Here is a 26,953-nt window from a genome sequence, read left to right as displayed (position 1 = left end):
GAGAAACAATAATAATATTCAAGAAATAACAGCTATAGCATGCAATTTATAAGAAAAGTTATTATTCCAGGTCAACTGTATTTTTCCGTGCTGGTATTTACAGGTGCCGGTCTGACCGGGATCTCTACAGCCCATGCACAACAGACACGCGTGTATACAGATCCTGAAAAAGTATTTAAAGACGCCCAGCAACATTTCCAGCAAGAGAAATATGCTGTTGCTATGCAGCTTTTCAAACAAACAATCCAGAACATCGACTACTGGCATGAAACAAATCGCGACCTTGTCAAAACCGATGCCTTCTATTATTATACCATCTGTACCCTGAAATTACAGCAGGACAATGCAGAACAACAAGCCCTCGACTTCCTCAAAACGGCTAATAACAGTGCCAGAGAAGAACTCGTAAGCTACCAGCTGGCAAAATATTACTTCCGCCAGAATAAATTTAAAGAGGCCATCCCTCTGTATGAAAAGGCTAATATCGAAAACCTCTCCAATGCTGAAATAGCCGAAGCCAAATTCGAATTGGCTTACTGCTACTTCAACATGAAAGATTTTCAAAAGGCTTTGCCTTTGTTTTCTTCCATAAAAGATATTCCCGGCAAGTATAATATTCCTGCAAACTATTACTACGGCTTCATCGCGTACTACAACCACAAATACGCAGATGCCTTAAACAGCTTCCAGAAAGTTGTTCAGGAACCTAAATACAGCAATGTTGTACCTTACTACATCGCAGAAATTTACTACTTCCAGGGAAAAACAGATCAACTGATCTCCTACACCGAACCTTTAATTAAAGCTGGTGGACAATACTACGAGGCCGAATTAAAGCAATTGCTGGGTAAAGCATACTTCGAAAAGAAGGATTATCAGAAAGCATTACCTCTCCTGCAAGATTTCCAGGACAACTCGGAAGAAGTTAAGAAAGAAGATATATATCAACTCTCCTACGCTTATTATCAAACTAATAATTTTAATAAAGCAATCACAGGGTTTAAACAACTGAGCAGCTCTAAAGATTCTTTAGGCCAAAACTCTATGTACCTGTTAGGTGACTGTTACCTACGCACCGGACAAAAAGCCAATGCACGTAATGCTTTTGCTTTCTGCGCCAATAACAGTTCAAATGCCCAGCAGCAAGAAATATCCCGTTTCAATTACGGTAAGCTCTCTTATGAATTAGGTTATCCTGATGCCGCATTAACTGAATTAACACAATTTGTAAAAACATATCCGCGCTCTCAATACCATACAGAGGCCCGGGAAATTTTAGTAAATCTGTTTTTAAACAGTAACAACTATAAAGACGGTATTACTACTATCGAAGCCATTGATGATAAAAGCCCGGCTGTTCTGAAAGCATATCAGAAAGTGGCTTATGGCCGCGCCACTCAGCTAATCAATGATCAGCAACTGGCAGAAGCAGACAGACTACTGGATATTGCTATCAAAAATCCTTATGATCCGCAAATCAAGCAGCTGGCACATTTCTGGAAAGCAGAAATTGCCCTGCGTCAGAATAAAACAGATCAGGCAATCACTAACCTTAATGCATATTTAAATAGTAATTCACCGGTTTCCGGGGAAGCAAATCCACAAACTGCCTCCTACAATCTTGGATATAGCCTGTTGAAACAGGATAAATTCAATGAAGCACTTCCACATTTCGAAAATGCTCAGCGCACCAGTGGACCAAATGCTACCAGAATTGCAACTGATGCCGTATTAAGATCGGCCGATTGTTATTATATGTTGAGGCAGTTCCCTAAAGCACTTGCGCTTTACGACAGAATTATCAATAATAATGAACCGGGAGCCGATTATGCTACTTATCAGAAAGCTGTAATACTCGGGTTACAAGGTAAACAAGGAGAAAAACTCGCATTGCTGAAACAATTAGGTAATCAGTTTCCATCTTCCAACTTCTCTAATGAAACAGATATGGAAATTGCAAATACTTATCTTTCACAGGAAAAGTATACAGAGGCAATTCCATTCCTTGAAAAAGTATTACAGAAACAACCTAATGGCGCCAATGCCCCAAGAGCTTTGCTGAAATTAGGATTGTGCTATTATAACAAAGACAACGACAATAAAGCATTATCGTACTATCGTCAGGTTGTTGAAAAATTCCCGGATTCTCCGGAAGCTAATGAGGCGCTGCAAAGCATGAAAACAGTGTATGTAAGCCAGGGAAAAACAGACGACTATCTGGCATTCCTTAAAGCTAGTGGTAGAAGTGTTTCCGCTTCCGCAGAAGATTCTATTACTTATGCAGCTGCAGAAGCACGTTTCAGTAGCAATGACTATAACGGAGCTATAACAGCATTCAACGGATATATTCAAAGATATCCTAACGGCCAGTTTATTCTGCCGGCTAATTTCTATAAAGCCGAGTGTTTGTATAACAACAAAGATTACACGAATGCTTTACCGGCCTATGAATTTGTTTTGTCAAAAAATAACAGCATCTACGCAGAGAGATCTGCTTTACAGGCAGCAAGCATCAATTTCTATCAGGTAAAAAATTATGATAAGGCCAGAACTTATTATTTACAACTGCAGGACCTGGCTACCAGTAAAGAAAATAGCTTAAGCGCTACCAGAGGATTACTGAGAAGTACCTATCAGCTGAAACGTTGGGATGAAGTAGCCAACTACGCAGAAATGTTGCTGGCCGCCAATAATATCAGTACTGATGATCAGATTATTGCGCATTTCTACAGAGGAAAATCCTTACAGGAAGCAAAAAATTATGCATCTGCTATCAGTGAGTTTAAAACTGTTGCCGGCATGACAAAATCCGAAACAGGTGCAGAAGCCCGCTACAATATCGCTGCAAGCTATTTACAACAAAATGAGCTGGATGCAGCAGAAAAAGCAGGCTTTGATGTTATCAAAAACACGCCTTCCTACGAGTATTGGGTAGCTAAATCCTATATCTTATTGGGAGATGTTTATACCCGCCAGCAAGATTACTTCAATGCAAAAGCAACTTATGAAAGTATAGTTACTAATTCTACCATTCCTGAATTAAAGCAGGAAGCAAAGGATAAACTAGCAAAAGCTGAAGCAGAAGAAAAAGCAGCCGGTAAAAAACCTAAGAAATAAAAGGAACGGAATTTTGATTTTTGAAAATTAAGCGCAACAGAGCATGAACACTCTCAATATATTTAACAAACAAGCTTTATTTCTGGCAGCACTGGCAGTAGCCAGCTTACTACCAGTTAGTAAAACTTACGCACAGGAGGGCCTTAAACAGGAAACGATAGATATCATTTCTACCAATCAGCCTAAACTGCGCGATGCCTATAAACTTAACCTGACTGCTTCTTTACCGAACGTAGATACCAGTAAACCGGCGTTAAAGTATCAGATCCCGGCATTGAATCTGAATTTTATGTACCAGGCCACTCCTTTAAAACCACTGGCATTGGGAAAAGATTCACTGGGTAATCTGCAAAACAACTTCCTTAAACTTGGATATGGTAATCTGCAAACTCCTTATGTTCAGGCAGGATTTGGAAGTGGCAGACATGAACAATACAACTACGGATTATACGTAAACTATACTGGTTCCAAGGATAGCAAAATTGAAGACATGCAGTATTCAAATCTGAATGTCCTTGCTTCAGGTGCTTATCTGACTTCAAAACTGAAATTTGACGCCAGCCTCGCATACGACAGAAATACAGTACACTATTACGGGTATGATCATGATACCGCCAACTTTAAAAACAAAGATCTGGCACAAACCTTCAATCAGATTACCGCAATTGTTGGAGTAGAGAACCGTCCACAAAACGATTGGGCATTTACATTCAAACCAGATGTAAAATTCATTCTGTTCAATGATTCTTACAAGCGTACTGAGAATACTTTCATTTTCAAAGCTCCTATCCGCAAGCAAATCTTTGAGGATATCTATATCGGAGTAGAAGGCGTATTCGATCTTTCTACCTATAAAGTAGATAATGGAAAAGCAATCAATAATAATATAGTTGCCATCCATCCGGCTGTTGACATTATCAAGCCCGGATTTGTGCTGCATGCCGGCGTAAATCCAACCTGGAGCGATAATAAATTCAAACTATTACCAGATATCGTAAATGAGTCGCACCTGATCAAAAAGAAATTGATCCTGAGCAGTGGTTGGATCTCTTATTTTGAAAAGAATTCTTACCGTAATCTTGCTACTAAAAATCCATTCCTTGCCGGTTTGTCTGAAAACATGATGAATACAAGGGTAGAGGAAAAGTATACGGGTATTAAAGGTACTTTAGGTAGTCATTTCAATTATAATACAAAATTTGCTTCAGTAACCTGGTACGATCAGCCTTTATTTATTAATGATACGCTCGATACTAAACGTTTTATTACTGTTAATGAAACAATGCTGAGAGCATTTCAATTACACGCAGAAATTGGGTATATTGAAGAAGAAAAGTTCCAGGCCCGCCTGACCTTCGACTGGTATAACTACAATAAGCAGGAAACACAACTGAAACCCTGGCATTTACCACCATTTCAGGGAGATTTATTTGCTCAGTATACTATCGGCAGGAAATTTCACCTCAGAGCGGATCTTTTTGCTTTAAGCGGCACCTATTATCTGCTACCTAATAAAGATTTCAATAAAACAAGTGGTGCATGGGATATGAATGCCGGAGCTGCCTATGATATTGGAAAGAATTTTGGTCTGTGGGTGAATGCAAATAATATCTTTAACTCTCATTATCAACGTTATTACCTTTATCCGACTTATGGATTTAATATTGTGGGTGGAGTGCTGATTAAGTTTTAACTTTGTAACATAACAGGTTAAGCTATAATTTTTTATAGAGCAGATTAGCGAAAATGTAAGTGGTAAATGCCTCATATATCTTCGCTAATCTTTTTTAGCCTGAGAATATCCGGAAAAGCTCATTTGTCACCAAAAAAGTCTTGCTTTGATACTACTGCAATACGTTCAGGAAGTGCTGTTTAAACAGCGTGTTTGTGTAGTACCTTATTTAGGTACTTTTTCTATTCAGCATTTTCCTGCATTTTATAATACGAATACCCAAACCTTGACCCCTCCCCGTGACCAGATCATGTTTACTCAGCAGTGGCAAGATGATGGATCGTGCGTAGAATGGATTGCGCTAAAAGAAAACCTGGTACCAGCCGTAGCTCAAAGGAAGTTTGAGAAATACCTGGAAGAACTAAAGGAGGACCTGAAATTAGCCAAGCCATTGTCAATTCCCGGGGTCGGACAGTTATTGGGTGATTTTGCGGGTAATGTGCATTTTTATCCTGAAGAATTACCTGCGGAATTCGATACTATCGATATTTCACCAATAGAACGAGCCAAAGAAAATACGGCAGCAACACCTCCTCCGCCAGCTGTTGAGAAAGAAGCGCTAGAACCTATTATGACTCCGGAAGTTGAAAACGACCTGGAATTAGTAGAAGATGAGGGCGGTTTCAAATGGTGGTGGGCTGTGGTTTTAGCGGTTATTATCTTAGGTGGCCTGGGAGCATGGTGGTATGTAACTTATCAATCTAATCCTGCTTACACACCAGCACCTGCAGATAGTACCTCACAACATATGTCTGCTCCCCCGGTTGATACAACTGCAACCCAGGAAGTAACTACAGATACTCTTGCTGTAAAGAGTAACCATATGGCTGTAATCAAGATATTTAAAGATAGCCTGGATGCAGCCAAATATCCAGTAAGTCACTCAATGACAGGTCGCAAACTGGTAATTTATAAACGTGATAGTTTATTCTATGCCGGGATTGAAATTGCTCCGGAAGTTGATACCTCAAGAGTGCTCGATACCATCAGCAGATTCTACGGCAGACGTATTTATATGGATAAACAATAACGACTTCAGTATATAACTTTTAGGAATCCGCAGGTTATTACCTGCGGATTCTTTTATTATGCCGTTCTACTGTGGTTCATAAGGAAATATTATTGGATATGAAGGTGATATCAAAGAATTTTTTCTAGTGTATTCTTCACCCAGATAAATCAATTTCTCTCCTGAAATTGGGCAGTACTCCCAAAGATATCCATCCGTAAAGGTTCTGTCAATATCAAACCAATAATAAATTACTTGGAATTCCAGCTCTTTATTAAGTGCAGTCAGTGCATCAATTATTGACATATTTATGTCGTTCCTGATGTCATATATTACATTACTAATATCATTTAGCCATTCTTTGTACGCTTCGGCATATTTATTTTTCCAATTTTCGATATCAAAATATTTATTGAGTTGTTTATATAACTCAGTGTTCAATGGAAGCGGACTTTCATTATTTGCATGAAAAATTATTTCATCCTCTCCCGGAAGCCACATTATTTTGAATACATCCTTACTTATTTTTTTAAAATCAGTCATTATTCAATATTTTTTGTGTGAGGTCTGAAACTCAAATCAAAAAAAGGCAGTATGGATTATATTAATTTCATAGCAACTATATCGAGTATGGCTAGTTAGTATTATTTATATTTAAAAAATAATGAACTGCATACATGATAAATAGATTTTTCAGTTGGCATAAGCGTTAGTTCGCGATCTATTTTATTTCTACGGCCAGGATAGAAACATAGCTATAACAGTTTTTTACGTACCCAATTCAACAGTACCTCCTTACATTCTGGTGCGTATGGCACTTGGGAAGAAGGGCCATGGTAACATAAGTCAGCCAATTTAAAACTGTGGCTGGCACCAGTGATGGTAAGCGTATCAAAGTTACCGGGAATATTTCCGGGGAAATACTTTTTCAGGGATGCTTTACACCATTCAGGACTTACCAGCGGATCATTAGACCCCCATAAAAACAAAATAGGTGAATTGATTTTTTTAAGATAAATACCTGGGTCAAAGTCTTTTATCACCTGCAACTGTTTCCAGTTTGGCTGAAAGGGGAACAGACGGGTGATAAAAATGTTCATGCTTACTTGTCTTTCTGCTTTTTTCATGGCGTCGGCCTCGTTTAGTCCTTCCGCACAGTGATATTGACTCACATAATCATTGACCAGTTGCTGGCGTACCGGAAAAACGGGTCCAGCCAGCGAAATACCGGCAGAAAATATTTCCGGGTATTGTGCTAATCCAACCTGAGTAATCCACCCACCCTGGCTATGTCCGGCAATTGCGATGTGATGAGGATCGATGTATGGTAACGTGGCAGCAAAATCGGCGGCGGATTTGGCATCTGCCGCTCTTTGTTCAAAATCGGCCGTATACCAATCTCCTTCGGATGCTTGCAAACCTCTCTTTTCAAAGCATAATACAGCAATACTATCCATCGGCAAATTTTGCAGGAACAATGTATCAATCATTTTTGCATAATTGCTGATAGTAGAGCCATCCCCGGAGCCTACGCAAAAAACGATCAATGGTATTTTTCTATCACCGGATGCATTGGTAAAAATTTTACCCTTTAATACTGCATCACCACTACGAAAGGAAATATCTTTTCCTTTGTTCAGGAAGGCCGTATCAGTTTTAGATGAGAGTACTTTCTTAAAAAAGAAATGGGGATGCAAGTAATTGGCATACAATGATACCACTGCAATGAATAAAAACAGTACCAGAAGTAATTTGATAAACTTTTTCAAGTGATCCAGAATTTGTGGAAAATTAGGGCATTTCATTGGCTTCTGACATCCCATTTCGGTAGTATTTATATGGTGTATGAGGTCTGAAACTGCAGTCAAAAAGAGGAAGTATAAATTATATCAATTTATTAGCAACTTTAGGGTGTGGGGTTAAGATTAGTATTTTTTATACTAAATAGAATCGATTTGCATACTTTGATAAATATGCTTCACCAGTTGGCATAAGCTTTAGCTCATGGTCTATTTAATTTCTGCGGCCACGATATCCAGGCCTTCAGCAAAATTATGGGGCTTATAACCTAATTCCTGTGCGGCCTTGTTAATAACCAATCCGGTTTTAGCAGGTCTTGCAGCTGGTTGAGCCAGTGTTTTGGAGCTAATCTTCTCTATTAAAGAAGCATCGAGATTAAAATAGGCTGCGGTTTTAACGGCCATATCGTAGGGAGTGAGTGTTTCATCACCAGAGATATTAAATAACCCGGTTGCCTGTTTGTTGGCGATTAGCAAACATCCTTTGGCAAGATCGTGGCAAAGCGTTGGGGTTCGCCATTGGTCATCCACAACTTTCACTTTCTTACCTTGCTGGAGGTTATTTTTTACCCAGGTAATCATATTACTGCGCTGAGGATCAGCCACTACCCCATAAACCAATACGGTACGAACAATAGCCCAGTTGAGCTTACTGTTCATTACCAACCGTTCTGCGGCTACTTTACTGGTTCCATAATAATTAATAGGGTTTACAGGGTCATCCTCGGAATAAGGCCCCTGTAAGCCATCGAATACAAAGTCGGTAGATAAGAAAATAAAGAAAGCATTACAGCTTTCAGCGGCATGCACCAAATATCGTGTAGCCCCTACATTAGTATCCCAGCAGGCATCTTTATTTTTCTCACAATCATCCACCTGCGACATAGCGCCACTATGGATAATAATATCCGGCTGATATTTATCAACCAACCGCTTGACGCTACCAGCATCCCTGAGATTAGCTGTTTCGTAGACGTAGTTATCTTTCTTAGGGAAACGATTAGCTCCTCTGCCGGTGGCTATCACTTCGTACTGCCCATCCTGCAGAAAAAGTGGGATCAGGTGCTGTCCCAACAATCCGTTACTTCCAGTTATAAGTACCTTCTTCATATAAAACGCTATCTCTAAAGATAAGAAAAAAGGGGATTCATGAAAAGGTGGATTTTTTTTGTTCCACTTTTATACATGAATCCCCTCTGGTGGCGGATTATAATTATTTCACCTGCATTCCAAGGTTATACATGGTAAAGGACCATACATCGGTTACCTCCTCAATTTTCTTACTGGTGGGTTTACCTGCCCCATGTCCGGCTTTCGAATCAATTCTGATTAATACCGGATTCGGACCTGCATTATCTGCCTGTAAAGTGGCGGCAAACTTGAAGGAGTGAGCCGGCACTACTCTGTCGTCATGATCTGCAGTCGTAACCAGAGTCGCAGGATATGCGGTACCCGGACGAAGATTATGTAAAGGAGAATATTTCAACAAGTACTTAAACTGCTCAGGATTATCGCTGCTACCATATTCAGTTGCCCATGCCCAACCAATAGTGAATCTCTGGAAGCGAAGCATATCCATCACGCCTACAGCAGGTAATGCTACTTTAAAGAGTTCAGGTCTTTGAGTCATGCAGGCACCAACAAGCAGACCACCGTTGGAACCACCCATAATTGCTATTCTGGCCGGATTGGTGTATTTAGTTTGAATCAGATATTCAGCAGCTCCAATAAAATCGTCGAATACATTCTGCTTTTTCTCCATCATACCGGCTTTATGCCATGCTTCTCCGTACTCGCTTCCCCCTCTTAAAGAAACAACAGCATAAATACCGCCTTGTTCCATGAAGTATAAATTAGCAACACTGAATGAAGGGGTAATAGCAATGTTAAAACCTCCATATCCATATAATAATACCGGGTTATTACCATTTAAGCGAATCCCTTTCTTATAGGAAAGAAAAATTGGTACACTGGTACCGTCTTTACTGGTAAAGAATACCTGTTTGGTCTCGTATTTAGTTGGATCAAACTTAACAGCCGCTTTATCAAATAAGGTGGACTTCCCGGTTTTTATATCATATTTATATACAGAAGTTGGAATAACAAAGGAGGTAAATGTGTAATAGAATTCATTTTCATCCTTCAGGCAACCAAATCCGGCAGCCGAACCTATTCCGGGTAGACTTAGTTCATGTTCCAACTTTCCTTTGTAATCATATTGATAAACTTTTGAGGAAGCATCCGCCAGATAGGACAAAAAGAGTTTACCACCACCAGTGCCTGCACCTTCCAGGGCATCTTTTTTCTCTGAAACAATAGTTTTCCAGCTGGCCTCTTCAGGATGTTTCGGATCTATCAGTACCACTTTATAATTAGGGGCGCTATGGTTGGTACGAACCAATAACTTATCACCATCATTATCTATAACATCCGGTTCATATTCAAAACCTTTAATTAATAGGGCAAAGTCCTTTTGTGAAGCATCGTTCATATCGCGGTACCAGACTTCACGGCCGGAAGTTCCTTCAGAAGTGGATAGGATAAGGAATCGTTCATCTTCAGTTACACTTACACCACCCATTCTTAAAGGATGGGCATCATCTTTAAACACAAGAACATCCTTTTCCTGAGGATCGCCTACCTGGTGGAAGTATACTTTCTGGAATTCGTTTTTACGGGAAAGTTTACTTTTCTCATCAGGTTTATCGTAACGGGAGTAGTAAAATCCATGACCTCTCCAGGAAAGGCCGCTGAATTTAATGTAGTCTAATTTATCGTCGAGAAGTTTTTTGGTGGCCACTTCCATGACATAGCCCTCCTGCCAGTCGGAACCGGCTTTAGCGATCATATAGGCAAAATATTTCCCGTCTTTGGAGAAATTCATACTTCCGAGGGCTACGGTACCATCGGTAGAAAGCTTATTGGGATCAAGAAATACTTCGGGGGTACCGTTAGGAGTTGAAGAGCGGTAAAGGATGGATTGATTTTGCAGGCCATCATTTCTGAACCAGTAATAATAATCTCCGTGTTTTGTTGGAGCTCCGTTTTTGGGATAATTCCAGAGTTCCTCCAGTCTTTTTTTAATTTGGTTACGGAAAGGGATTTTTGAGAGATAATCTTCGGTTACTTTATTTTGGGCGATAACCCAATCTTTGGTAGCCTCGCTATTATCGTCTTCGAGCCAGCGGTAAGGATCGGCGATTTTGGTGCCGTGATAATTATCGACTGAATCTACTTTTTTGCTCTCTGGATAAGCGATAGGTTGTTGTTGTGCGAAGGCTTGCCCGCCTATCAGACTCATACTCATAATAATCCACCTCCTATTAATTAATTTTAGCATGCGTAATATTTTTTAAAAAAAATCCCTACTTTGTTTGATAGAAATTGAAAGTTTAGGTTATTTCATCAGATAATAGTTAGAAAACAATTGCAAAATGTTATTTTTGTGCGCCTTTAAGATATTTTTTTAGCAATTTATATGAAAAAAATGAAGAACATTGCAGTCCTTACATCGGGGGGAGATGCTCCCGGCATGAACGCCGCAGTTCGTGCAGTTGTAAGAACGGGCATTTATCATCAGCTCAATGTGTTTGGCATTATGTACGGCTATCGGGGGATGTTAAGTAATGATATCTTTCCGATGGAATCGAAATCTGTAGCCAACATTATTCAGCGCGGAGGCACCATATTGAAGACCGCCCGGTGCAAAGAGTTCTATGAATATGAAGGGCGAAAATTAGCTTATGAGAACCTGAAGAAACACAACATTGACGGTGTGGTAGTGATTGGAGGAGATGGTTCGTTCAATGGAGCACAGAAATTCAGCCAGGAATTTGATATTCCTTGTATAGGCTTGCCTGGAACTATTGACAAGGACATTGCGGGAACGGATTACACAATTGGATTTGATACGGCTGTAAATACAGCAGTAGAGGCCATTGACAAGATCCGTGATACTGCAGATGCACATGACCGCTTATTTGTAATTGAAGTAATGGGCCGCGATGCTGGCTACATTGCATTACACAGCGGCATTGCCACCGGAGCAGAGCACATTTTGATGCCTGAGCGTAAAACTGAATTAGATGAAATTGTAGAGGAACTACAAGCCAACGAACGTCGTAAGAAATTGGTTAACCTGATTGTTGTAGCCGAAGGCGACGAAAATGGAGGCGCCAATGGAGTAGGTAAAATCATTAAAGAGAGATGTCCGCAGCTCGATACACGAGTTTGTATCCTGGGCCATATCCAACGCGGAGGAGCTCCTACCTGCACCGATCGAATTCTAGCCAGCCGTCTTGGTTATGCCGCTGTAGACGCGCTCTTGGAAGGTGTTCACAACGTAATGATTGGTGTTGTTAACGACAAAATACATTACACGCCTCTTGACAAAGCTGTAAAAGCTAAACAAGAAATCGACCCCGAATGGTTTAAGATTGTTAAAATTCTTGCGAGTTAAAAATTAGACTTATGAGTACAAAGGATCTATCGAAATATTACCACAAGCAGATGGACAACGCTGCTGGTAGAGAGCATTCGTCGCACAAAACTAAGATTGTAGCGACCGTTGGACCAGCCTGTGATACCTATGAAGGTTTACTGGCACTGGTTAAAGCCGGTGTAAATGTATTCCGTCTCAACTTTTCACACGGATCGCATGAAGATAAACTCCGGATTATTGAATATATCCGTCAGATAAATAAAACTGAGCCTTACAATGTTGCCATCCTGGCCGACCTTCAAGGTCCTAAACTGCGTGTAGGCGAAATTGAAAATAACGCCCTCCCGTTGAAAAAAGGTGATATCCTTACCTTTATCAATGAAAAAGTAGTAGGAAACATGGAGAAAATCTATGTTTCATATCCAGACCTCTACAAAGATCTGAAACCTGGACAGAAAATTTTGCTGGATGACGGTAAAATTGAAACAGTTGTAAAAGAAATCACTCCTGCCGGAGAAATTAAAGCAGAAGTATCTTTACCTGGTGTTCTTTCTTCCAAAAAAGGATTCAACCTTCCTGATACTAAAATATCCCTCCCTGCCCTTACCGAAAAAGATATTATTGACCTCGAATTCATTATCGACCAGGAATGTGATTGGGTAGCCTTATCTTTTGTTCGTAGCGTGAAGGACTTAATCGATTTACGTAAACGTCTGCAGGCTCGTAACTCAAAAATGAAGGTGATCTCTAAAATCGAGAAACCTGAAGCGATTCAAAACCTGAAAGAAATTATCTGGGAAAGCGATGGCGTGATGATTGCCCGTGGTGACCTCGGCGTAGAATTACCTGTTGAGCAGATCCCAATGATTCAGAAAGATATTATCCGTAAATGTATTCACCGTGCAAAACCCGTTATTGTGGCCACACAAATGATGGAAAGCATGATCGACCGTACCCGTCCTAACCGTAGCGAAATCACTGACGTAGCTAACGCGGTTCTGGAAGGTGCAGACGCTGTAATGTTGAGCGGTGAAACAGCAACCGGTCAATTCCCTGAACTGGTTATTCAAACTATGAATAAAATCATTCAGGAAGTTGAAAAAGAAGCAATCATCTACAATCGTAACCTGATTCCTCATCGCCACTCTCCTACCTTCCTGAGCGATGCATTATGTTATAATGCTTGTAAAATAGCAGAAGACCTCGATGCTGATGCATTGATCGGTATGACTCAAAGCGGTTACACCGGCTTTATGCTCAGTAGCTACCGCCCACGCAGCCCGCTCTATGTATTCACCAAAGAAAGAACGCTGGTAAATCAGCTAAGCTTAAGCTGGGGCGTACGTGCCTTCTATTACGAAGAAGAAGAAAGCCTCGATGATATCATCTTCGACCAAATCAGTATCCTGAAAGAAAGAGGATTTATCAAACCAGGTGATGTTTGCGTAAATACCGGTAGTACTCCGGTTATAGATCATCTACCTACCAATACACTGAAAATTACAAAGGTAGATTAATCTGTTCCTTACCATTTTATCATACCAGGGCTGACTCACAAAGTCAGCCCTTTTTGTTGTTATTAACACCTAACAGGAAGCACTACACCGCTGAAACTATATCTTTTCTTTTATAGGTACTCAGGTAGATGATTAAAGCAATAGTTATCAATACCAGTCCGGCAATACATACTCCGGTCCATTGATTTATAGACCATACCCATAACCCAATACCAGAACCTAATGAAGTTCCTATAAAGCTGGTAGTCATAAATACAGTATTGAGCCTGTTTCTTGCTTCAGGAAGTAATGTATAAATTCTTGTCTGATTAGAAACGTGTATGCCCTGAAGACCCAGATCTATAGCAATTATTCCGATGATTATTCCTATAATATCTGCTCTGAAGAAATAAAACAGAATATAACCAATAAACAGGCAGATAATCCCATAACCAATTGCGATTCTTGGGTTCTTCTTATCTGCTATTCTTCCGATCAATGGAGCTCCCAATGCGCCTGCTGCTGCTGCCAATCCCATTAACCCGATTTGTTCGCTGGTATAATGAAATGGGGCATCTGATAATAAAAACACTACAGTAGTCCAAAACATACCAAACATTGCAAAGCAACAGGCGTTAATGGCTGATGCTTCTCTCAGTATCGGTTGCTCCTTGATGAGTGTGATCAACGACCCCATCAAATTGCCATAAGTACCTTTAAAGTTGGGTTTGCTGGAAGGAAACGACAGCATCATAATAACAGCCAATACAGCACTTATTCCTGCCGCAATCCAAAACATTGCTCTCCAGCCAAAGTGATGGCCCACAATTCCACTAAGCGTCCGGGATAATAAAATTCCGACCAGTAACCCGCTCATGATTGTACCAATAACTTTTCCCCTGCTGGCCGGATCTGATAAATGAGCCGCCATTGGCAGTATTAACTGAGGCACTACAGAGGTAAAGCCTATTAGTAAACCCGTGATTTTAAGCATGGTAACATTCGTGGATTCAGCGGCGGCTATTAAGGTAATAGCTGCGGCTAACGTCATTCCAATAATCTGCTTTTTCCGCTCGAGCTTGTCGCCCAATGGTACACAAAATAATAGGCCTAATGCATAACCCACCTGCGTAAAAAAAGTAATCTGACCTGCATTACTTTCAGAAACACCAAACTCCTGGCTGATCATTACGGTTAATGGCTGGCTATAATAAATATTTGCAACTATTAAACCGGTACAAAGCGCCATGATAACAATATTCCATCTACTTAACGCCATATAGTCTATTTATTTTGGGATGCAAAGATAGCAATTAGGTATCAGTAGTAGCCTTTAATCAGAAAACGGTAAATTTGTAACCGAATAATGACTTTTTAATAACAGCGAACAGCTTAAAAGCCCACAGTCATGTTTACAAGCATTAATCCATTTACACAGGAAACCATTGCTGTTTACACAGCACATACCCCGCAGGAAATTGATCAGAAACTGGAATTAGGCTACAGGGCTTACCGACAAATGTTGCAAATTCCACTTGAACAAAGGAGAGAGTGGATGAAGCAGGTAGCTCAATCCCTAAAAAAAGATGTTGATAAACATGCAGCATTAATTACCAGCGAAATGGGTAAAACTTTAAAGGAAGCCCGCGCCGAAGTACTTAAATGTGCCGCCACTGCAGAATATTATGCTGAAAATATCCAGGATATGCTGGCTCCCCGGCCAATTAAGTCGGATGCCTATAAAAGCTATGTATCTTACGAGCCCAAAGGTATTATCCTGGCTATAATGCCGTGGAATTTTCCTTATTGGCAGGTTTTCCGCTTTGCTATCCCAAATATCCTGGCAGGCAATACCGGCCTTCTGAAACATGCCAGTAATGTAAGCGGATGCGCCCTGGCTATTGAAAAACTCTTTGCAGAAAGCAATTTCCCAGAAGGAGCCTTTCAATCGGTCTTAGTTTCCTCCAAAGATCTGGAACCAATCGTTGCAGATCCGAGAGTTCAGGGTGTTACGCTAACTGGCAGCACTCCTGCCGGCAGAAGTGTTGCTGCGCTGGCAGGGAAATATATTAAAAAAACTGTATTGGAACTGGGAGGTAGCGATCCATTCATCGTTCTCAAGGATGCAGACCTGGAAGCCGCGGCTAAAACGGCTGTGCAAGGAAGAATGCAAAACGCTGGTCAATCTTGTATAGCAGCCAAACGCTGGATTGTAGAAAAGGAAGTAGTTCATGCATTTACTGCAGAAGTAAAAAGAATAATAGAAAGCCTTCAGCAAGGCGATCCTACTAAAGAGGCTACAAATATGGGTCCGATGGCCCGACTGGATCTGGCTGAAGAGTTAAATAAACAATTACAGGCAAGTATTGCAGAAGGTGCTGAATTGCTGACTGGAGGTTATCATGATGGCTGTAATTTTGCACCAACCTTACTTAAGGGAGTAAATGTCTCCACTACTGCTTTCAAAGAAGAAACATTTGGGCCATTGGCTGTAATTATCGAAGCCGCCAATGAAGAAGATGCCATTTCTCTGGCAAATGAGACTAATTTCGGGCTTGGTTCCGCACTTTGGACCAGTGATTTGGATAAAGCTGCCAGATTGGCCACACAGATAGAAAGTGGAAACGTTTTTATCAATGCAATGGTCAGATCTGATGCCCGCTTACCTTTTGGAGGTGTAAAAGAGTCGGGCTATGGTAGAGAATTATCACTTGAAGGCACCCATGAATTCCTAAATATTAAGACCGTTTATATACAACAATAATATTTTCGGATGTTTAATGTTGGAATTTTGGCAACATATACGGAAATTGAGGCGTTTTTTTTAAAAGTCGCCTGGTTACAACATTAAACATCCGTAAATAACTAAACACGCAGAATGACCACTTCTTTGAAACGCGACCGCTATACTCCCTATATCTCTTTTACCCGGAAGGAATGGGCAGAAAGAAGCGGTGATGCTATGCTACAACTTCATGATTACGATCTGGAGGCATTGCACGGTATGAATGAGCCACTCACACAAGACGAAATTCAGCAAGTATATCTTCCTCTGGCACAATTGCTTAATTTATATGTTTCGTCGTCGCAGGAATTGCATGACAAAACAAGCAAGTTTTTAAGCAGCCATGAAGGTAAAGTTCCATACATTATAGGCATTGCAGGTAGTGTAGCTGTTGGAAAAAGTACAACCGCCAGGGTTCTACAACGCTTATTACAAGGATGGCCCAATCATCCGAAAGTTGATTTAGTTACCACAGATGGGTTTCTATATCCAAATAAGGTACTAGAATCAAATAACCTGATGAATCGTAAAGGTTTTCCGGAAAGCTATGACATTAAGCGACTGATTCATTTCCTAGCTGATGTAAAATCAGGAAAGGAAAAAGTGGCGGCTCCCCTTTACTCACATCTCGAGTATGATGTATTACCAGGTCAGCTTCAATGGATTGAACGACCCGATATTGTAATTGTTGAAGGGGTAAATGTATTGCAGGTGCGCCCTCGTCAACAACAAAAGGATCCTGCCGTTTATGTATCTGATTTTTTTGATTTCAGTATTTATGTAGATGCTGCTGAAAAAGATATTCGTAAATGGTATATATCAAGATTTGAATCGCTTAGAAAAACTGCATTCCAGAATCCAGAATCGTTCTTTCACCGTTATGCACATTTATCAGATACTGCAACTGTTGAATTAGCCACTCAGATCTGGGATGACATAAATAAACCTAACCTGGAGCAAAATATTGCACCAACCAGGTTTAGGGCAAGCCTGATCTTAGAAAAAGGCCATCATCATTTCGTTCAATCAATTCAGCTCAGAAAAATATAATAGCTGAAATCAAGGATATTATTACTCCCAGCTATTTTCTCCGGAAAAATCAAATGCAATATCATTTTTATAGAATTCGCGGTTAACTTATTTTAGGTTAACCGCGAATTCTATAGGCATAAAGTAATAGAATAAGTAAGAAACAACTGACATACTCCAGGCCTTTTATTAATACTGAATATAGGTTAAAAGGTGACTTATACCCACTCATTAACGTGTTTTGCATTTCCCATAATAATCTCGCGTGCTGAAATCGTAAATGATATTAGCATTGGGTATTCATTTTCATAATCAAATGATTCCTGAAACCTAACCAAATACCCTTCTTTAAATTCCAACATTTTTAATTTGGAATCATTATCTCTCTTGAAAAAAGTTATGGTTCCGTCCTTTCTTTCAAAATTATTAACCATCCATTCAAATAATTCAGTCTGACCGGTCGATTCAACTGTCATTCGAATTCTTCCTCCTCTTGTGATAGCTGATGGCCTGCCGGTAGCATCAATTTCCTGTGAGAGCTCATATGTTACATGCTGGATATTATATTGCAGCCCATTTACCTCTAATTTAGCTTTAAATGACATTGTAAATAATTTATAGGTTAACAATTAAGATTATACAGAATTGAATTATGCAGTTTATTATTAGTATCTCTATTTTTAAAACAAAGCTGAGTATATTCAGTATTGGTCATTAACAATGAAGAAGCCCACTATATACTTCATAGATTCTCCTACATAAAAACAATCCGTCAAATTTGTAATATAATCGCCAGATATTTTACAATCCATTCCTATTCAAATGTTGACCACCAGACATTTAAAATGTTATATTCCTAATTCACTTTACTATTCAGCAATAACATTTGTCTGCAATTATCAAGATCTCTACTTTTCATTTCCAGTTGTTCATTTAACCTTGCGGCTTTCTCTCTTAGCGAAATTATTTCCTCCTGTGCATGTAGTAAGGTTCTTAGTTGTTGTTTATTTTGTTGCAGCGCCAGAAATATCTGGATGATATTATCATAAAAAGGGAAATAGGAAGAAGGTTGAGGAATTTTACCTCTTAAATCTGCCAAAGCAGAGGCAACTATCTGATCTATGTATGACGCGTTCTGTTCCGGAGCATTCACAATATCCAGGTTCCGTTTGACCTCATTTATCCTTTTATGAAAATATTCCTGAAAAAGGAAGTCATTCTTATAACCATCTATTTCCTTCCTAAGAATTAGATTTTCCTGAATTGGTGCTTGTACGCTAAAAAATATTGTAATGATTAATAATGTAGCTGTAACTACAAAAAATAGCAAAAAGGTCCAAAAAGCCGCCATCCTTGCTTCTTTGTTCAATGCTTCCATATTCTTTAGATTATAGACTGATAATAATAACAATCATACTCTACTAGTCTCAATTTTAATCAGTGAAGAACCTGTTCTTAACTTTATGTTTATTCAGGTATTCTTCATCTGCCTGCGATTCTTCTTTCACAAAAATATTCCCATCATATTTCTTTCCAATCACATCCAGCTTCCATAACCTTTCTAATAACTTCGAAAATAATTCAAGAAAACTGACAGTTGAAACAATACTACTGTTCATATTATTATGTTGATAGTTCAGATTAGCGCATTGAATTGTAATGCTCTCTATTTCAGCAGGAGTATGACCACACCATTCCCAAAAATGTTGAAGTATTTCCGTTTTTCCATCATTCGCTCTCTGATCCATTGCGTTCTTGAATGTTCTAGCAAGACCAGCAACAATATCCAGCATAAAAACTGGCGGGCTTTCAGAAATCAAAAATTTGAAAAGGCCCATTTTTGTATTTAGGTATTGAATTAACTGATTAGCAATTTCCCAGATCCCTTCAGCCAATTCATTGCCTTGTTTTAAATGAATTTTCTGCATAATCGCAATCAGGTATAGCTCTGTCTGAGATAAAAAAACATTTACTCTCTCATACAATGAGAGTAATTTGGGATGTGCGTTAACCGTTGCGCATGGGGGAATATAATTGTCGTTCCACCTTGGAAACCCATCTACCAGATAAATCTGTCCAATAATTAAATCATATCCACTTGTTCTTAGTTTAGGAAGTTGCTCCGACGGTAATACCGACAATGTATTTGTAGATTGCGTAAATGGATATCTGGGAGGTATTTCTTCCAGTAATGGAATACCAGCTACCTGACGGTCAAATGGATTAGTAGAAATCAATACCAGGTATAGTACATCATCCTTAAACGTTTCCACATTTATTTTTGCCTCCACAAAAGCAGATGCATTTGTTATCTTATTGGCGGTATGTTGAGTTATTTCAATTCTTGCACCTGCAGCAGTAACGGCTCTGCAATTGGTAACTTTTAGGTTCCATTCACATTGGTTATCTGTACTAAACCAACACTTCAAGGACTCTTCTTCCCTTAAGGGCGCAATCAGTCCATAGTTATAACTGGTGAGGGGAATAGACTGGCAGTCTCTAAGCTCATCCCTAAACGCATTTTCAGAGTCAACAAAATGTTGCTTCATGATTTTCATTCCATCTATCCAGTTGGTTGGAAAAAATTGTAATGGCTCTATCATGCTCAATTAATTTTTCAATAATTAACTCCTTATTCAGAAACATAGATACTGTATCATAATTCAAAAGACAGTAATACCATGGTTTACTACAGAATGCGTTTACAAATAACTATGCTATTTTCTTTAAGTTGATTCATAAATACAGCTTTCCAGGGATCCAATACCCGCTTACTAAAGTAATACCCATTGCTATAAAACAACCATTGTGTGGGCGTACCTTCAATTGTAACCGAATCAATTGGCGTACCCGGATGCCTGTCGTTATAGTCGGAAACAAAATGATAAAACAGATCTCCTAAGTCCATTTTAATAGGAGCCTTAGCACGAAATAAAGTATATGCACCTCCCCTATTCGACTTCTGGATTTTAAATCCAATGATAACCGGGTCTTTCAACTCCTGATCGCTTACAGCAGGTATATCCCCGCTCGAGGGAAAATTCCAGTATTGATAAGTAACTAACGGAATAAGAATAGCCTTTAGAAAGGTATGATAAAATGATATTGGGAGCAGGAGAATAAACCCACTGGTTAACAAAGGATAAAAGAATATTTCATTATTCCAGAATTTGCAGGTCAGTAATAGAAAAACAAGTCCTACCAACAGCAGTAATACTAAAAACAATATTTCAGAAACCATATTAATTTCGAGCTTAATTGTTTGAGAAAATCTGAAGTAGCAATAGATACAACCTTCCGTAAAAAATATAAACAAATGCCAGCAATACAGTAATATCATATTCTCAGATGAATACGCGAGAAAAGAACAGCAAAACAATACCAGATAAAATATGCTATTTAGTGATAAATAGATATAAATCTTTCTTTTGATTGGATTAAAAGGAACGACTGATTTCGTAAAGAAAAAGTATATCAACAGTGCTGCCGAGAACAGTAAAATCAATACCAAGTTCTGCTTCAAATAATTATTCATCTACATCCACAATTAAAATACTTATAACCTTATATTATATCCTATAAAGGAGTTGCTGTGTTTTTGCTGCAAAAAGAAATCAGGTTCGGGTTTTTCAAACCTGAATGTAGTTTCCTCCTGAATATCTGCCGGCACTAGATATTTATAGCAGAGATCCAACATTCTTCTGTTTTCGCCAAATGGCCTAAATTCCATACTGTCGGATACATTAATAACAATTTCCCATATTGGCATATCGCTATGATAATATATCCCGGCAACCATATCAATTCCTAAACAGGTGTTTCCAATCAATGGCCCTGTATCAACAACTATGGTTTTACCTGTGATCTTTTGATTGATTGTAATAGATAAATCAAAAATCCATTGTAGTATCTGTTCAACATTTACACTGTTTAAAGAAAATAAATGAACATATGGCAGCATAACCGTAAACTTCTTCATAAGATGAGCCGGTAATTTCATATTGATATCTATCCCTATCAAACCTTCTAGTATCTGGGCTTCTCTTACCCAGTTTTTCTCATTTTGCTCAATTAATACTTGCTGAAAGAAGAATTCGTTCTCCCAGGGCATGAAAAATTTTCTTGCCGCTTGCTCCTCAGACAAACGTATTTTATAATGTTTAATAGCATTTCTGATTGTCATACCTTCTGCCTCCGAATATGAATTATACTTATGAAAAAGCACCTGAGGAAGTAAATCATAAAAACTATCTCTGGATAAAACCAAAGCTATTCTATACTGATGAATATTATCAGTCTGAAGAGAGATTTGCAAAAGATCCCGAAAATTAGGTTTACAAAAACCTCCTACTCTATTGACTATAATAGCCGATTCGGAGATCCCTGCATCAAGTAATAACCCAACAATTACTTCTGGTCTTATTTCTTCCGAAAATTGATATAAATGCTTAACATATTTTCCGGAATGGTTTAAGGTCGTATTACCTCTAATCATACATACAGCGTGTTAACAAACAATGCAGCAAATTTAATGAAGAATCAAATCGATTGTTGAAATATCGATGAGAAAAATCATTAAAATCTTTAAATGTTAGGATTGATTAATTCATCCAATTTTTAGCGTAAGATTGCCAAATAAATTAAGTGAGCATGGAATCCCCAATTTTCACATCTTCCTTTAGTTTAACCTATAAGCAACCATTAGACAAAATGGTGCTCAGAACCTTTGCTGTATGTATAAGTATTGTCCTAACCATCTTTTGCATTTACTACTACAACAGGAAAAATTGTTACGATACCGATATCAAAATCCCAGCAATAAATAATATTCATTTAGTAGGAGAAGTCATTACCCTGATTGCTAATGGGAAAAATATAACTGGGGCGGAATATCAATGGGAATTTGGAGATAACTATGCAGCCAAAGGCCAACAGGTTTATCATTCCTATAATAAAGCGGGTATCTTCAGAATTAGTTTACTTTCCGGCAAATGTAGATGGAGTAAAGAAATAAAAATCATCTCATTCCTCCAACCACCAAAAGATTCTGCAACAATATTCCCAACAATAGAAGGCCCTGCAAGTACCTTAGCAGGTAAACCTACTAAATATTTCAATAATACACCCCAGGCCAAATCCTGGTTCTGGTGCCTGGTAGACCAGGATACAACCACCTATTATTCAACTGCTAATATCGAATTACGTTTTACAACCGAAGGCGACAAGCTTTTATCACTAATTATCAATAATGATAGCAATCATCTTGTAAGTAAAAGAATTACTGTTATTGCTCCTCCATTAATAATCCCACAATCCAAACACTCCAAGCTACCAGATACACAGCCTGCCACCAACAGGAAAGCTCCAGACAAAAATATAAAGCCTGCCATCGAGCCAATTTCTGAAGAAGAATTTAAATTTCTGTTAACTACATTTTCAAACAAGCAATGTAATATAAAAGACCTGTTGTACTACCTCTGTAATGCACAGATCAAAGTTAATATAAACGGAAATGAAGTAGATAGCTTCAATCATTTTTGTGAACGAATTATTGGAAAAAAGAAATTACAGATAGACCAATTAACCTTCCTGAAGGAGGAAAATGGCTGCATCAAAGAAATTTACATTAGTTATAATAAAAAGAAAATTTTAGGATTATTCTAATAATACAAAAATGCAGACCAAATTATATAAGATACCAGTCAGCTTTTCTGATATACTTAATAACAAGGGAATATCAACTATTAATATTCGAAATAGCATAGAGCAAAATATACAATTATTAATAACTACAGTAAATGGAGAATGCAAATTTGATAAACTGTATGGTTGTAAATGGTGGGAAAATGATTTTAACTTAAAACAAACCATACTTGAAATAAAAGAACAACTGGAAGAATCTGTACGCCATAGTTTAGAGATATATGAAAAACGGCTTAATAACGCCGTAATTACAGCAACGATATTACAACCAGAAGTAAATCAGCCCGGGAAAATAAAAGTAGAATTGAATATTTCCGGAATAATTACTTCCAACAATCAATTTCTTAAGTGTAGGTATGTTTTCTTAATAAGCCCATTCTGCCAATATTAAATAATAAAACAAATAAAAAATCAGTTGCAGATGAAAGAAAAAATAAAAGAAAGTATTTTAAAAAAAGCTGCTAAAATTTGGGGATATGCCGATAGTACCATACCAACCGAACTAGATCCCATTGTAACTCTACTATTGGAAGCCTGTGCATTTGAATTAGAAAATATTTCTATGGTTGCTGATGAGTCAAAATCCCGAATGCTGGAAAACCTTGCTACACTTCTCCTACCTCATTCAATGGTAGGCCCCTTGCCCGCCAGTAGTGTTCTTCACGCCCAACCCAATAATGAAGTATTTATAATGCCCTCTGAATACCAATTTAGTTGTAACAACTCAATACAATCAGTACCTAAAAAAAGTATTTGGACTACCTTTACCCAACATTCTCTTTTTCCTTTACAAGTAAAATATATTCAAACTCACAATAAAATCTACCAACAAAGAGACGGCTGTTACAACGAGTTACTACAAGAATCAAATCTCAATGATCTCTCAAACTATAATCATATTTCAATTGGCATTAAAACAGATAATTTTAACCTTTCCCTATATGGGCTATCCTGCTACTTCGAAATCAGAAATTCTTCAGACAGCAGTAACTTCTTTCAATTATTACCATTCACAAAAGTATTAATAGGTAATTCACAACTTGTTTCTAAGCATGGTTTAAATCCTACCTCACCCCCCGAAAAATTAGCATATAGTTCCAATACCAATTTAGTATTCACAAAACATTCTTATGAATATAGGACTTATAAACAATTGGAAAAGCATTTCATTACTATAATCGATAACCGGTCGATCGGCGACTTAAATCCTCGCAGGAATGAAGATGAAAATATCTTCTGGCTCGATATAATATTCCCAACAGGTATTGAATATAGCTTAATTGAAAACTTATTCTTTAATATAAACTGTTTCCCGGTCATTAATAAGAAATTGGAAACCCATACAATCAAAACTATTCCATATCTAAATATTATTCCAATTGAAACAAATGATAATTTCTATGCTATCAAATCTGTTACAAATGATGAAGGACAGGTCTTTAAACCCGCTATACAAACAGATCCTAAACTCCTGGATACTTATGAGTTCCTACTCAGAACCAATGGAGTTTCCAGATTTGACCAAAGAAGTATAAGCGATTTGATAATGTGGATAATTAGAATTATCCAAACTGAGTGCATAGTTTTTCAAACTGCTAAAAATGATCATATAAATAATCAATTAGCATCCTTGCAACAAGCTATAACACATTTGGAAGAACTCGTGCCAAGGAATATTAATAATAACTCCACCACTTATTTAATTTTTAAGCCTGACTATAAGGCTTACCCACTGAATATTAGCTTTTATTCAACTCAAGGGTTATTAGATCCCATAAAAACCGGTACTCTTGCAATGGAATTAAACAATGCAAACTTGTTAACCTCCAGCATCCGGTTTGTAAGAAATGTAACTAATGGCAGAAATAAACAAAATGAAAAAGAACAAATGGAAACCTTCCGCTACCAATTTCTTACCCATGATCGCATAATTACTACAGCCGATATTGAGGCGTTATGCAGATATAAATTTAGTAGTTGTATTGATCAAGTAAATGTTTCCAAAGGAACTACCATACTTCCCGGTAATAATGGCTATTGCAGATCAATTAACCTGGATATTTACGTCAAATCCGGCTATCTGAGCATAGAACAAATTAATTATATGAAAGCCGATTTACATTTTGAGTTAAAAGAGAAATCAAGTAACCAGTTTCCTTATGTAATAAGAATTATAGAAACTAATAGCTATTAAGAAGTCAATAATACCAATCCCAAATTCCGGAAATATAACATTAGAAGCAATTGAGAGAACCTTCATCCCTGTTCCACCTATTTATGGGATCAACTAAATTCCTATCTCTGTTATTTAAGGGATTATCAATACCTGAGCCATTCAAAATGCCCGATTCAAATAATAATTTGACGGTGATTATTTTATATAAATACGTAGAAGTCTCAGAATTTAGCTTCAATTCATAATATCTCGATTTCCCCTGCTCAGCCAGTGCCTGTTTTATTGTACCAATTCCTGCATTATATGCTGCTGCTGTTAAAGACCACGAGCCCAACTTTTGTTGCATTCTTTTAATCAATTCAGCCGCTGCGCGAGTTGAGCTTAACAATTGAGTTCTCTCATCTTTTTGCTTATTAATGGTAAGCCCTAGCTCCAAAGCTGTATTCGGCATAATTTGCCAAACTCCTCTGGCTTGTTTTGGAGAGGTAACATTTCTAAGTCCGCTTTCTACAAGGGGTAAGTATTTAAAATCATTAGGGATATTATACTTTTTCAATATTGCTTCTATAACAGGGAAATATAATATAGCCCTGCTTTTCAGGAGTTCTATTTCTCTGGTGTGCAGATACCGCTCAGATATATCCATAAATTTATTCATATACTCAGCTTCTATAGGCATAGGTTCTCCACAAAAGTCAATAGTTTGTGCTTTTATAGAGGGATTGAATATGATTATATGAAAACCTGTGTTAAATAAAAGAAGTAATGTTCTTATAAACATAAATAGTATTTTACTACTTCATTGATCCCGGCAACACCTTCGTAGATAAATAAAATCCCAATATTAGAGTTCTTCTAATATCTCTCAACAATACTATTAATTTATCTTTCTTATGATACTTATGTGAAGAGGTTACTACCACCAGCTCAATTGCTGTACGTTTCCCCTTTATTGTTCTGTGATAAAATATGGGAACATTATATAAGCCATGCTGATAACCAGTCTCTTTTCTAACCAGATTGATATTCTGAACATCGATCGCAGCATCTTTTGATTTGACTCTCAAACACAAATAATCATATCCATTCAATGTCATAGCTTTTACATACCCTATTTTAAGCTTTCTATAATTAGTTCTATGTCTTGCTCTGTGTCGTAAATTTAGCCCAAAATTCGTGGCTATTTTTGAGATGGTATTAGTATCAGTTACATTTTCTTGTGCTGGAAGTAGCGAAAGTATAGAATCCAATCTTAGTATATCCTCTTTCCTTACTGAAGAATACAGGAATGAAGACTTAGCTACATTTCTGTTCTGCTCAATTTTAGCAGGTAAAGTATATTTCAGATTATTTAAGCCGGAACTTTCTTTTTGTGATAATATCAGGTAATGTACCAGGTCACCCGCTTTGATAACTAAATTAGTGGGTTTAGGATTTGTGCCTTGTGATCTGATCAGGATTATATTATTTTCAAGTATCCTGTAATCATAATCCTGATTTTTACCATCTCCCAATTGAACTGTTGATATAGGGTTATTACAATTAAGTACTGTAACAGCCCCTTTTGCTGTGAAAATGCTATCAATGTTTTTCTGAGCCAACAACTCAATTTGAAACAACAAGCATAAGATCAAGCAACTGTATTTACACTTCTTCATAACTCAAT

Annotated in this window: 22 protein-coding genes; 10 read left to right on the top strand and 12 right to left on the bottom strand. The window is 38.0% G+C overall.

Annotation, left to right across the window (positions count from 1 at the left end):
* The first annotated feature begins 39 nt into the window (after window positions 1–39).
* The 3 genes from DVR12_RS07605 to DVR12_RS07595 all read left to right on the top strand — a co-directional run bounded on the left by DVR12_RS07605 (window position 40) and on the right by DVR12_RS07595 (window position 5,879).
* Complete coding sequence (locus DVR12_RS07605) at window positions 40–3,117, top strand: tetratricopeptide repeat protein (RefSeq protein ID WP_116975037.1); 3,078 nt, start codon at window positions 40–42, stop codon at window positions 3,115–3,117.
* Between the two features lie 43 nt (window positions 3,118–3,160).
* The gene (locus tag DVR12_RS07600; protein ID WP_116975036.1) at window positions 3,161–4,810 is read left to right on the top strand and encodes a TonB-dependent receptor; all 1,650 of its coding nucleotides are present in this window, start codon (window positions 3,161–3,163) and stop codon (window positions 4,808–4,810) included.
* A gap of 145 nt (window positions 4,811–4,955) precedes the next feature.
* The gene (locus DVR12_RS07595; protein ID WP_116975035.1) at window positions 4,956–5,879 is read left to right on the top strand and encodes an HU domain-containing protein; all 924 of its coding nucleotides are present in this window, start codon (window positions 4,956–4,958) and stop codon (window positions 5,877–5,879) included.
* 66 nt (window positions 5,880–5,945) lie between these two features.
* Here DVR12_RS07595 and DVR12_RS07590 read toward each other — a convergent pair whose 3' ends face one another.
* The 4 genes from DVR12_RS07590 to DVR12_RS07575 all read right to left on the bottom strand — a co-directional run bounded on the left by DVR12_RS07590 (window position 5,946) and on the right by DVR12_RS07575 (window position 10,997).
* Window positions 5,946–6,401, bottom strand: a complete 456-nt coding sequence (locus DVR12_RS07590; RefSeq protein WP_116975034.1) for a hypothetical protein — start codon at window positions 6,399–6,401, stop codon at window positions 5,946–5,948.
* Window positions 6,402–6,613: 212 nt separating this feature from the next.
* A complete protein-coding gene (locus DVR12_RS07585) occupies window positions 6,614–7,627 on the bottom strand; it encodes an alpha/beta hydrolase family protein (protein WP_158563226.1) in 1,014 nt (337 codons plus the stop codon).
* Between the two features lie 240 nt (window positions 7,628–7,867).
* Window positions 7,868–8,767, bottom strand: coding sequence for an SDR family oxidoreductase (locus DVR12_RS07580; RefSeq protein WP_116975032.1), 900 nt, complete (start codon window positions 8,765–8,767; stop codon window positions 7,868–7,870).
* A 103-nt stretch (window positions 8,768–8,870) separates the two neighbouring features.
* Window positions 8,871–10,997 carry a prolyl oligopeptidase family serine peptidase gene (locus DVR12_RS07575; RefSeq protein WP_116975031.1) on the bottom strand — a complete coding sequence of 709 codons (2,127 nt, stop codon included), beginning with the start codon at window positions 10,995–10,997 and terminating at the stop codon, window positions 8,871–8,873.
* Window positions 10,998–11,135: 138 nt separating this feature from the next.
* On the opposite strand from DVR12_RS07575, the gene pfkA reads away from it, so the two are divergent.
* Both pfkA and pyk read left to right on the top strand, forming a co-directional pair.
* Window positions 11,136–12,116: a 6-phosphofructokinase gene (pfkA, locus tag DVR12_RS07570; RefSeq protein WP_116975030.1), complete on the top strand. Its 981-nt coding sequence runs from the start codon at window positions 11,136–11,138 to the stop codon at window positions 12,114–12,116.
* A gap of 11 nt (window positions 12,117–12,127) precedes the next feature.
* Window positions 12,128–13,615, top strand: a complete 1,488-nt coding sequence (pyk, locus tag DVR12_RS07565) for a pyruvate kinase (protein WP_116975029.1) — start codon at window positions 12,128–12,130, stop codon at window positions 13,613–13,615.
* 82 nt (window positions 13,616–13,697) lie between these two features.
* On the opposite strand, the gene DVR12_RS07560 is transcribed toward pyk, so the two are convergent.
* Window positions 13,698–14,873 carry an MFS transporter gene (locus DVR12_RS07560; RefSeq protein WP_116975028.1) on the bottom strand — a complete coding sequence of 392 codons (1,176 nt, stop codon included), beginning with the start codon at window positions 14,871–14,873 and terminating at the stop codon, window positions 13,698–13,700.
* A gap of 129 nt (window positions 14,874–15,002) precedes the next feature.
* Here DVR12_RS07560 and DVR12_RS07555 point away from each other — a divergent pair, with 129 nt between their 5' ends.
* Window positions 15,003–16,358 carry an NAD-dependent succinate-semialdehyde dehydrogenase gene (locus tag DVR12_RS07555; RefSeq protein ID WP_116975027.1) on the top strand — a complete coding sequence of 452 codons (1,356 nt, stop codon included), beginning with the start codon at window positions 15,003–15,005 and terminating at the stop codon, window positions 16,356–16,358.
* Between the two features lie 114 nt (window positions 16,359–16,472).
* Entirely contained in the window at window positions 16,473–17,429 is a 957-nt protein-coding gene (gene coaA / locus DVR12_RS07550) for a type I pantothenate kinase (RefSeq protein WP_116975026.1), read from the top strand.
* Window positions 17,430–17,626: 197 nt separating this feature from the next.
* Here coaA and tssD read toward each other — a convergent pair whose 3' ends face one another.
* The 5 genes from tssD to DVR12_RS27555 all read right to left on the bottom strand — a co-directional run bounded on the left by tssD (window position 17,627) and on the right by DVR12_RS27555 (window position 21,903).
* Window positions 17,627–18,013 carry a type VI secretion system tube protein TssD gene (gene tssD, locus DVR12_RS07545; RefSeq protein ID WP_116975025.1) on the bottom strand — a complete coding sequence of 129 codons (387 nt, stop codon included), beginning with the start codon at window positions 18,011–18,013 and terminating at the stop codon, window positions 17,627–17,629.
* Window positions 18,014–18,264: 251 nt separating this feature from the next.
* Entirely contained in the window at window positions 18,265–18,786 is a 522-nt protein-coding gene (gene tssO / locus DVR12_RS07540) for a type VI secretion system TssO (RefSeq protein WP_116975024.1), read from the bottom strand.
* A gap of 55 nt (window positions 18,787–18,841) precedes the next feature.
* Window positions 18,842–20,011 carry a hypothetical protein gene (locus DVR12_RS07535; protein WP_116975023.1) on the bottom strand — a complete coding sequence of 390 codons (1,170 nt, stop codon included), beginning with the start codon at window positions 20,009–20,011 and terminating at the stop codon, window positions 18,842–18,844.
* A gap of 86 nt (window positions 20,012–20,097) precedes the next feature.
* Window positions 20,098–20,943, bottom strand: coding sequence for a TssN family type VI secretion system protein (locus DVR12_RS07530; RefSeq protein ID WP_158563225.1), 846 nt, complete (start codon window positions 20,941–20,943; stop codon window positions 20,098–20,100).
* Window positions 20,944–20,964: 21 nt separating this feature from the next.
* On the bottom strand, window positions 20,965–21,903 hold the full coding sequence (locus tag DVR12_RS27555; protein WP_158563224.1) for a hypothetical protein: 939 nt from the start codon (window positions 21,901–21,903) through the stop codon (window positions 20,965–20,967).
* 155 nt (window positions 21,904–22,058) lie between these two features.
* On the opposite strand from DVR12_RS27555, the gene DVR12_RS07520 reads away from it, so the two are divergent.
* Genes DVR12_RS07520 through DVR12_RS07510 form a run of 3 tightly spaced genes read left to right on the top strand, consistent with a single transcriptional unit; the run spans window position 22,059 to window position 25,305 of the window.
* Window positions 22,059–23,072 (top strand): PKD domain-containing protein, encoded by a 1,014-nt coding sequence (locus DVR12_RS07520; protein WP_116975021.1) that lies wholly within the window; start codon window positions 22,059–22,061, stop codon window positions 23,070–23,072.
* A gap of 10 nt (window positions 23,073–23,082) precedes the next feature.
* Window positions 23,083–23,502, top strand: a complete 420-nt coding sequence (locus DVR12_RS07515; protein ID WP_116975020.1) for a GPW/gp25 family protein — start codon at window positions 23,083–23,085, stop codon at window positions 23,500–23,502.
* Between the two features lie 30 nt (window positions 23,503–23,532).
* A complete protein-coding gene (locus DVR12_RS07510) occupies window positions 23,533–25,305 on the top strand; it encodes a type VI secretion system baseplate subunit TssF (protein WP_116975019.1) in 1,773 nt (590 codons plus the stop codon).
* Window positions 25,306–25,345: 40 nt separating this feature from the next.
* Here DVR12_RS07510 and DVR12_RS07505 read toward each other — a convergent pair whose 3' ends face one another.
* Together DVR12_RS07505 and DVR12_RS07500 are read right to left on the bottom strand one after the other, a co-directional pair.
* Window positions 25,346–26,068: a lytic transglycosylase domain-containing protein gene (locus tag DVR12_RS07505; protein WP_116975018.1), complete on the bottom strand. Its 723-nt coding sequence runs from the start codon at window positions 26,066–26,068 to the stop codon at window positions 25,346–25,348.
* Window positions 26,069–26,081: 13 nt separating this feature from the next.
* Window positions 26,082–26,945, bottom strand: a complete 864-nt coding sequence (locus DVR12_RS07500) for a hypothetical protein (RefSeq protein WP_147323426.1) — start codon at window positions 26,943–26,945, stop codon at window positions 26,082–26,084.
* Window positions 26,946–26,953 lie beyond the last annotated feature (8 nt).

The sequence above is a fragment of the Chitinophaga silvatica genome (genome assembly GCF_003419895.1).
Lineage (GTDB): Bacteria > Bacteroidota > Bacteroidia > Chitinophagales > Chitinophagaceae > Chitinophaga > Chitinophaga silvatica.
This window is presented reverse-complemented; position numbering and strand designations above follow the sequence as displayed.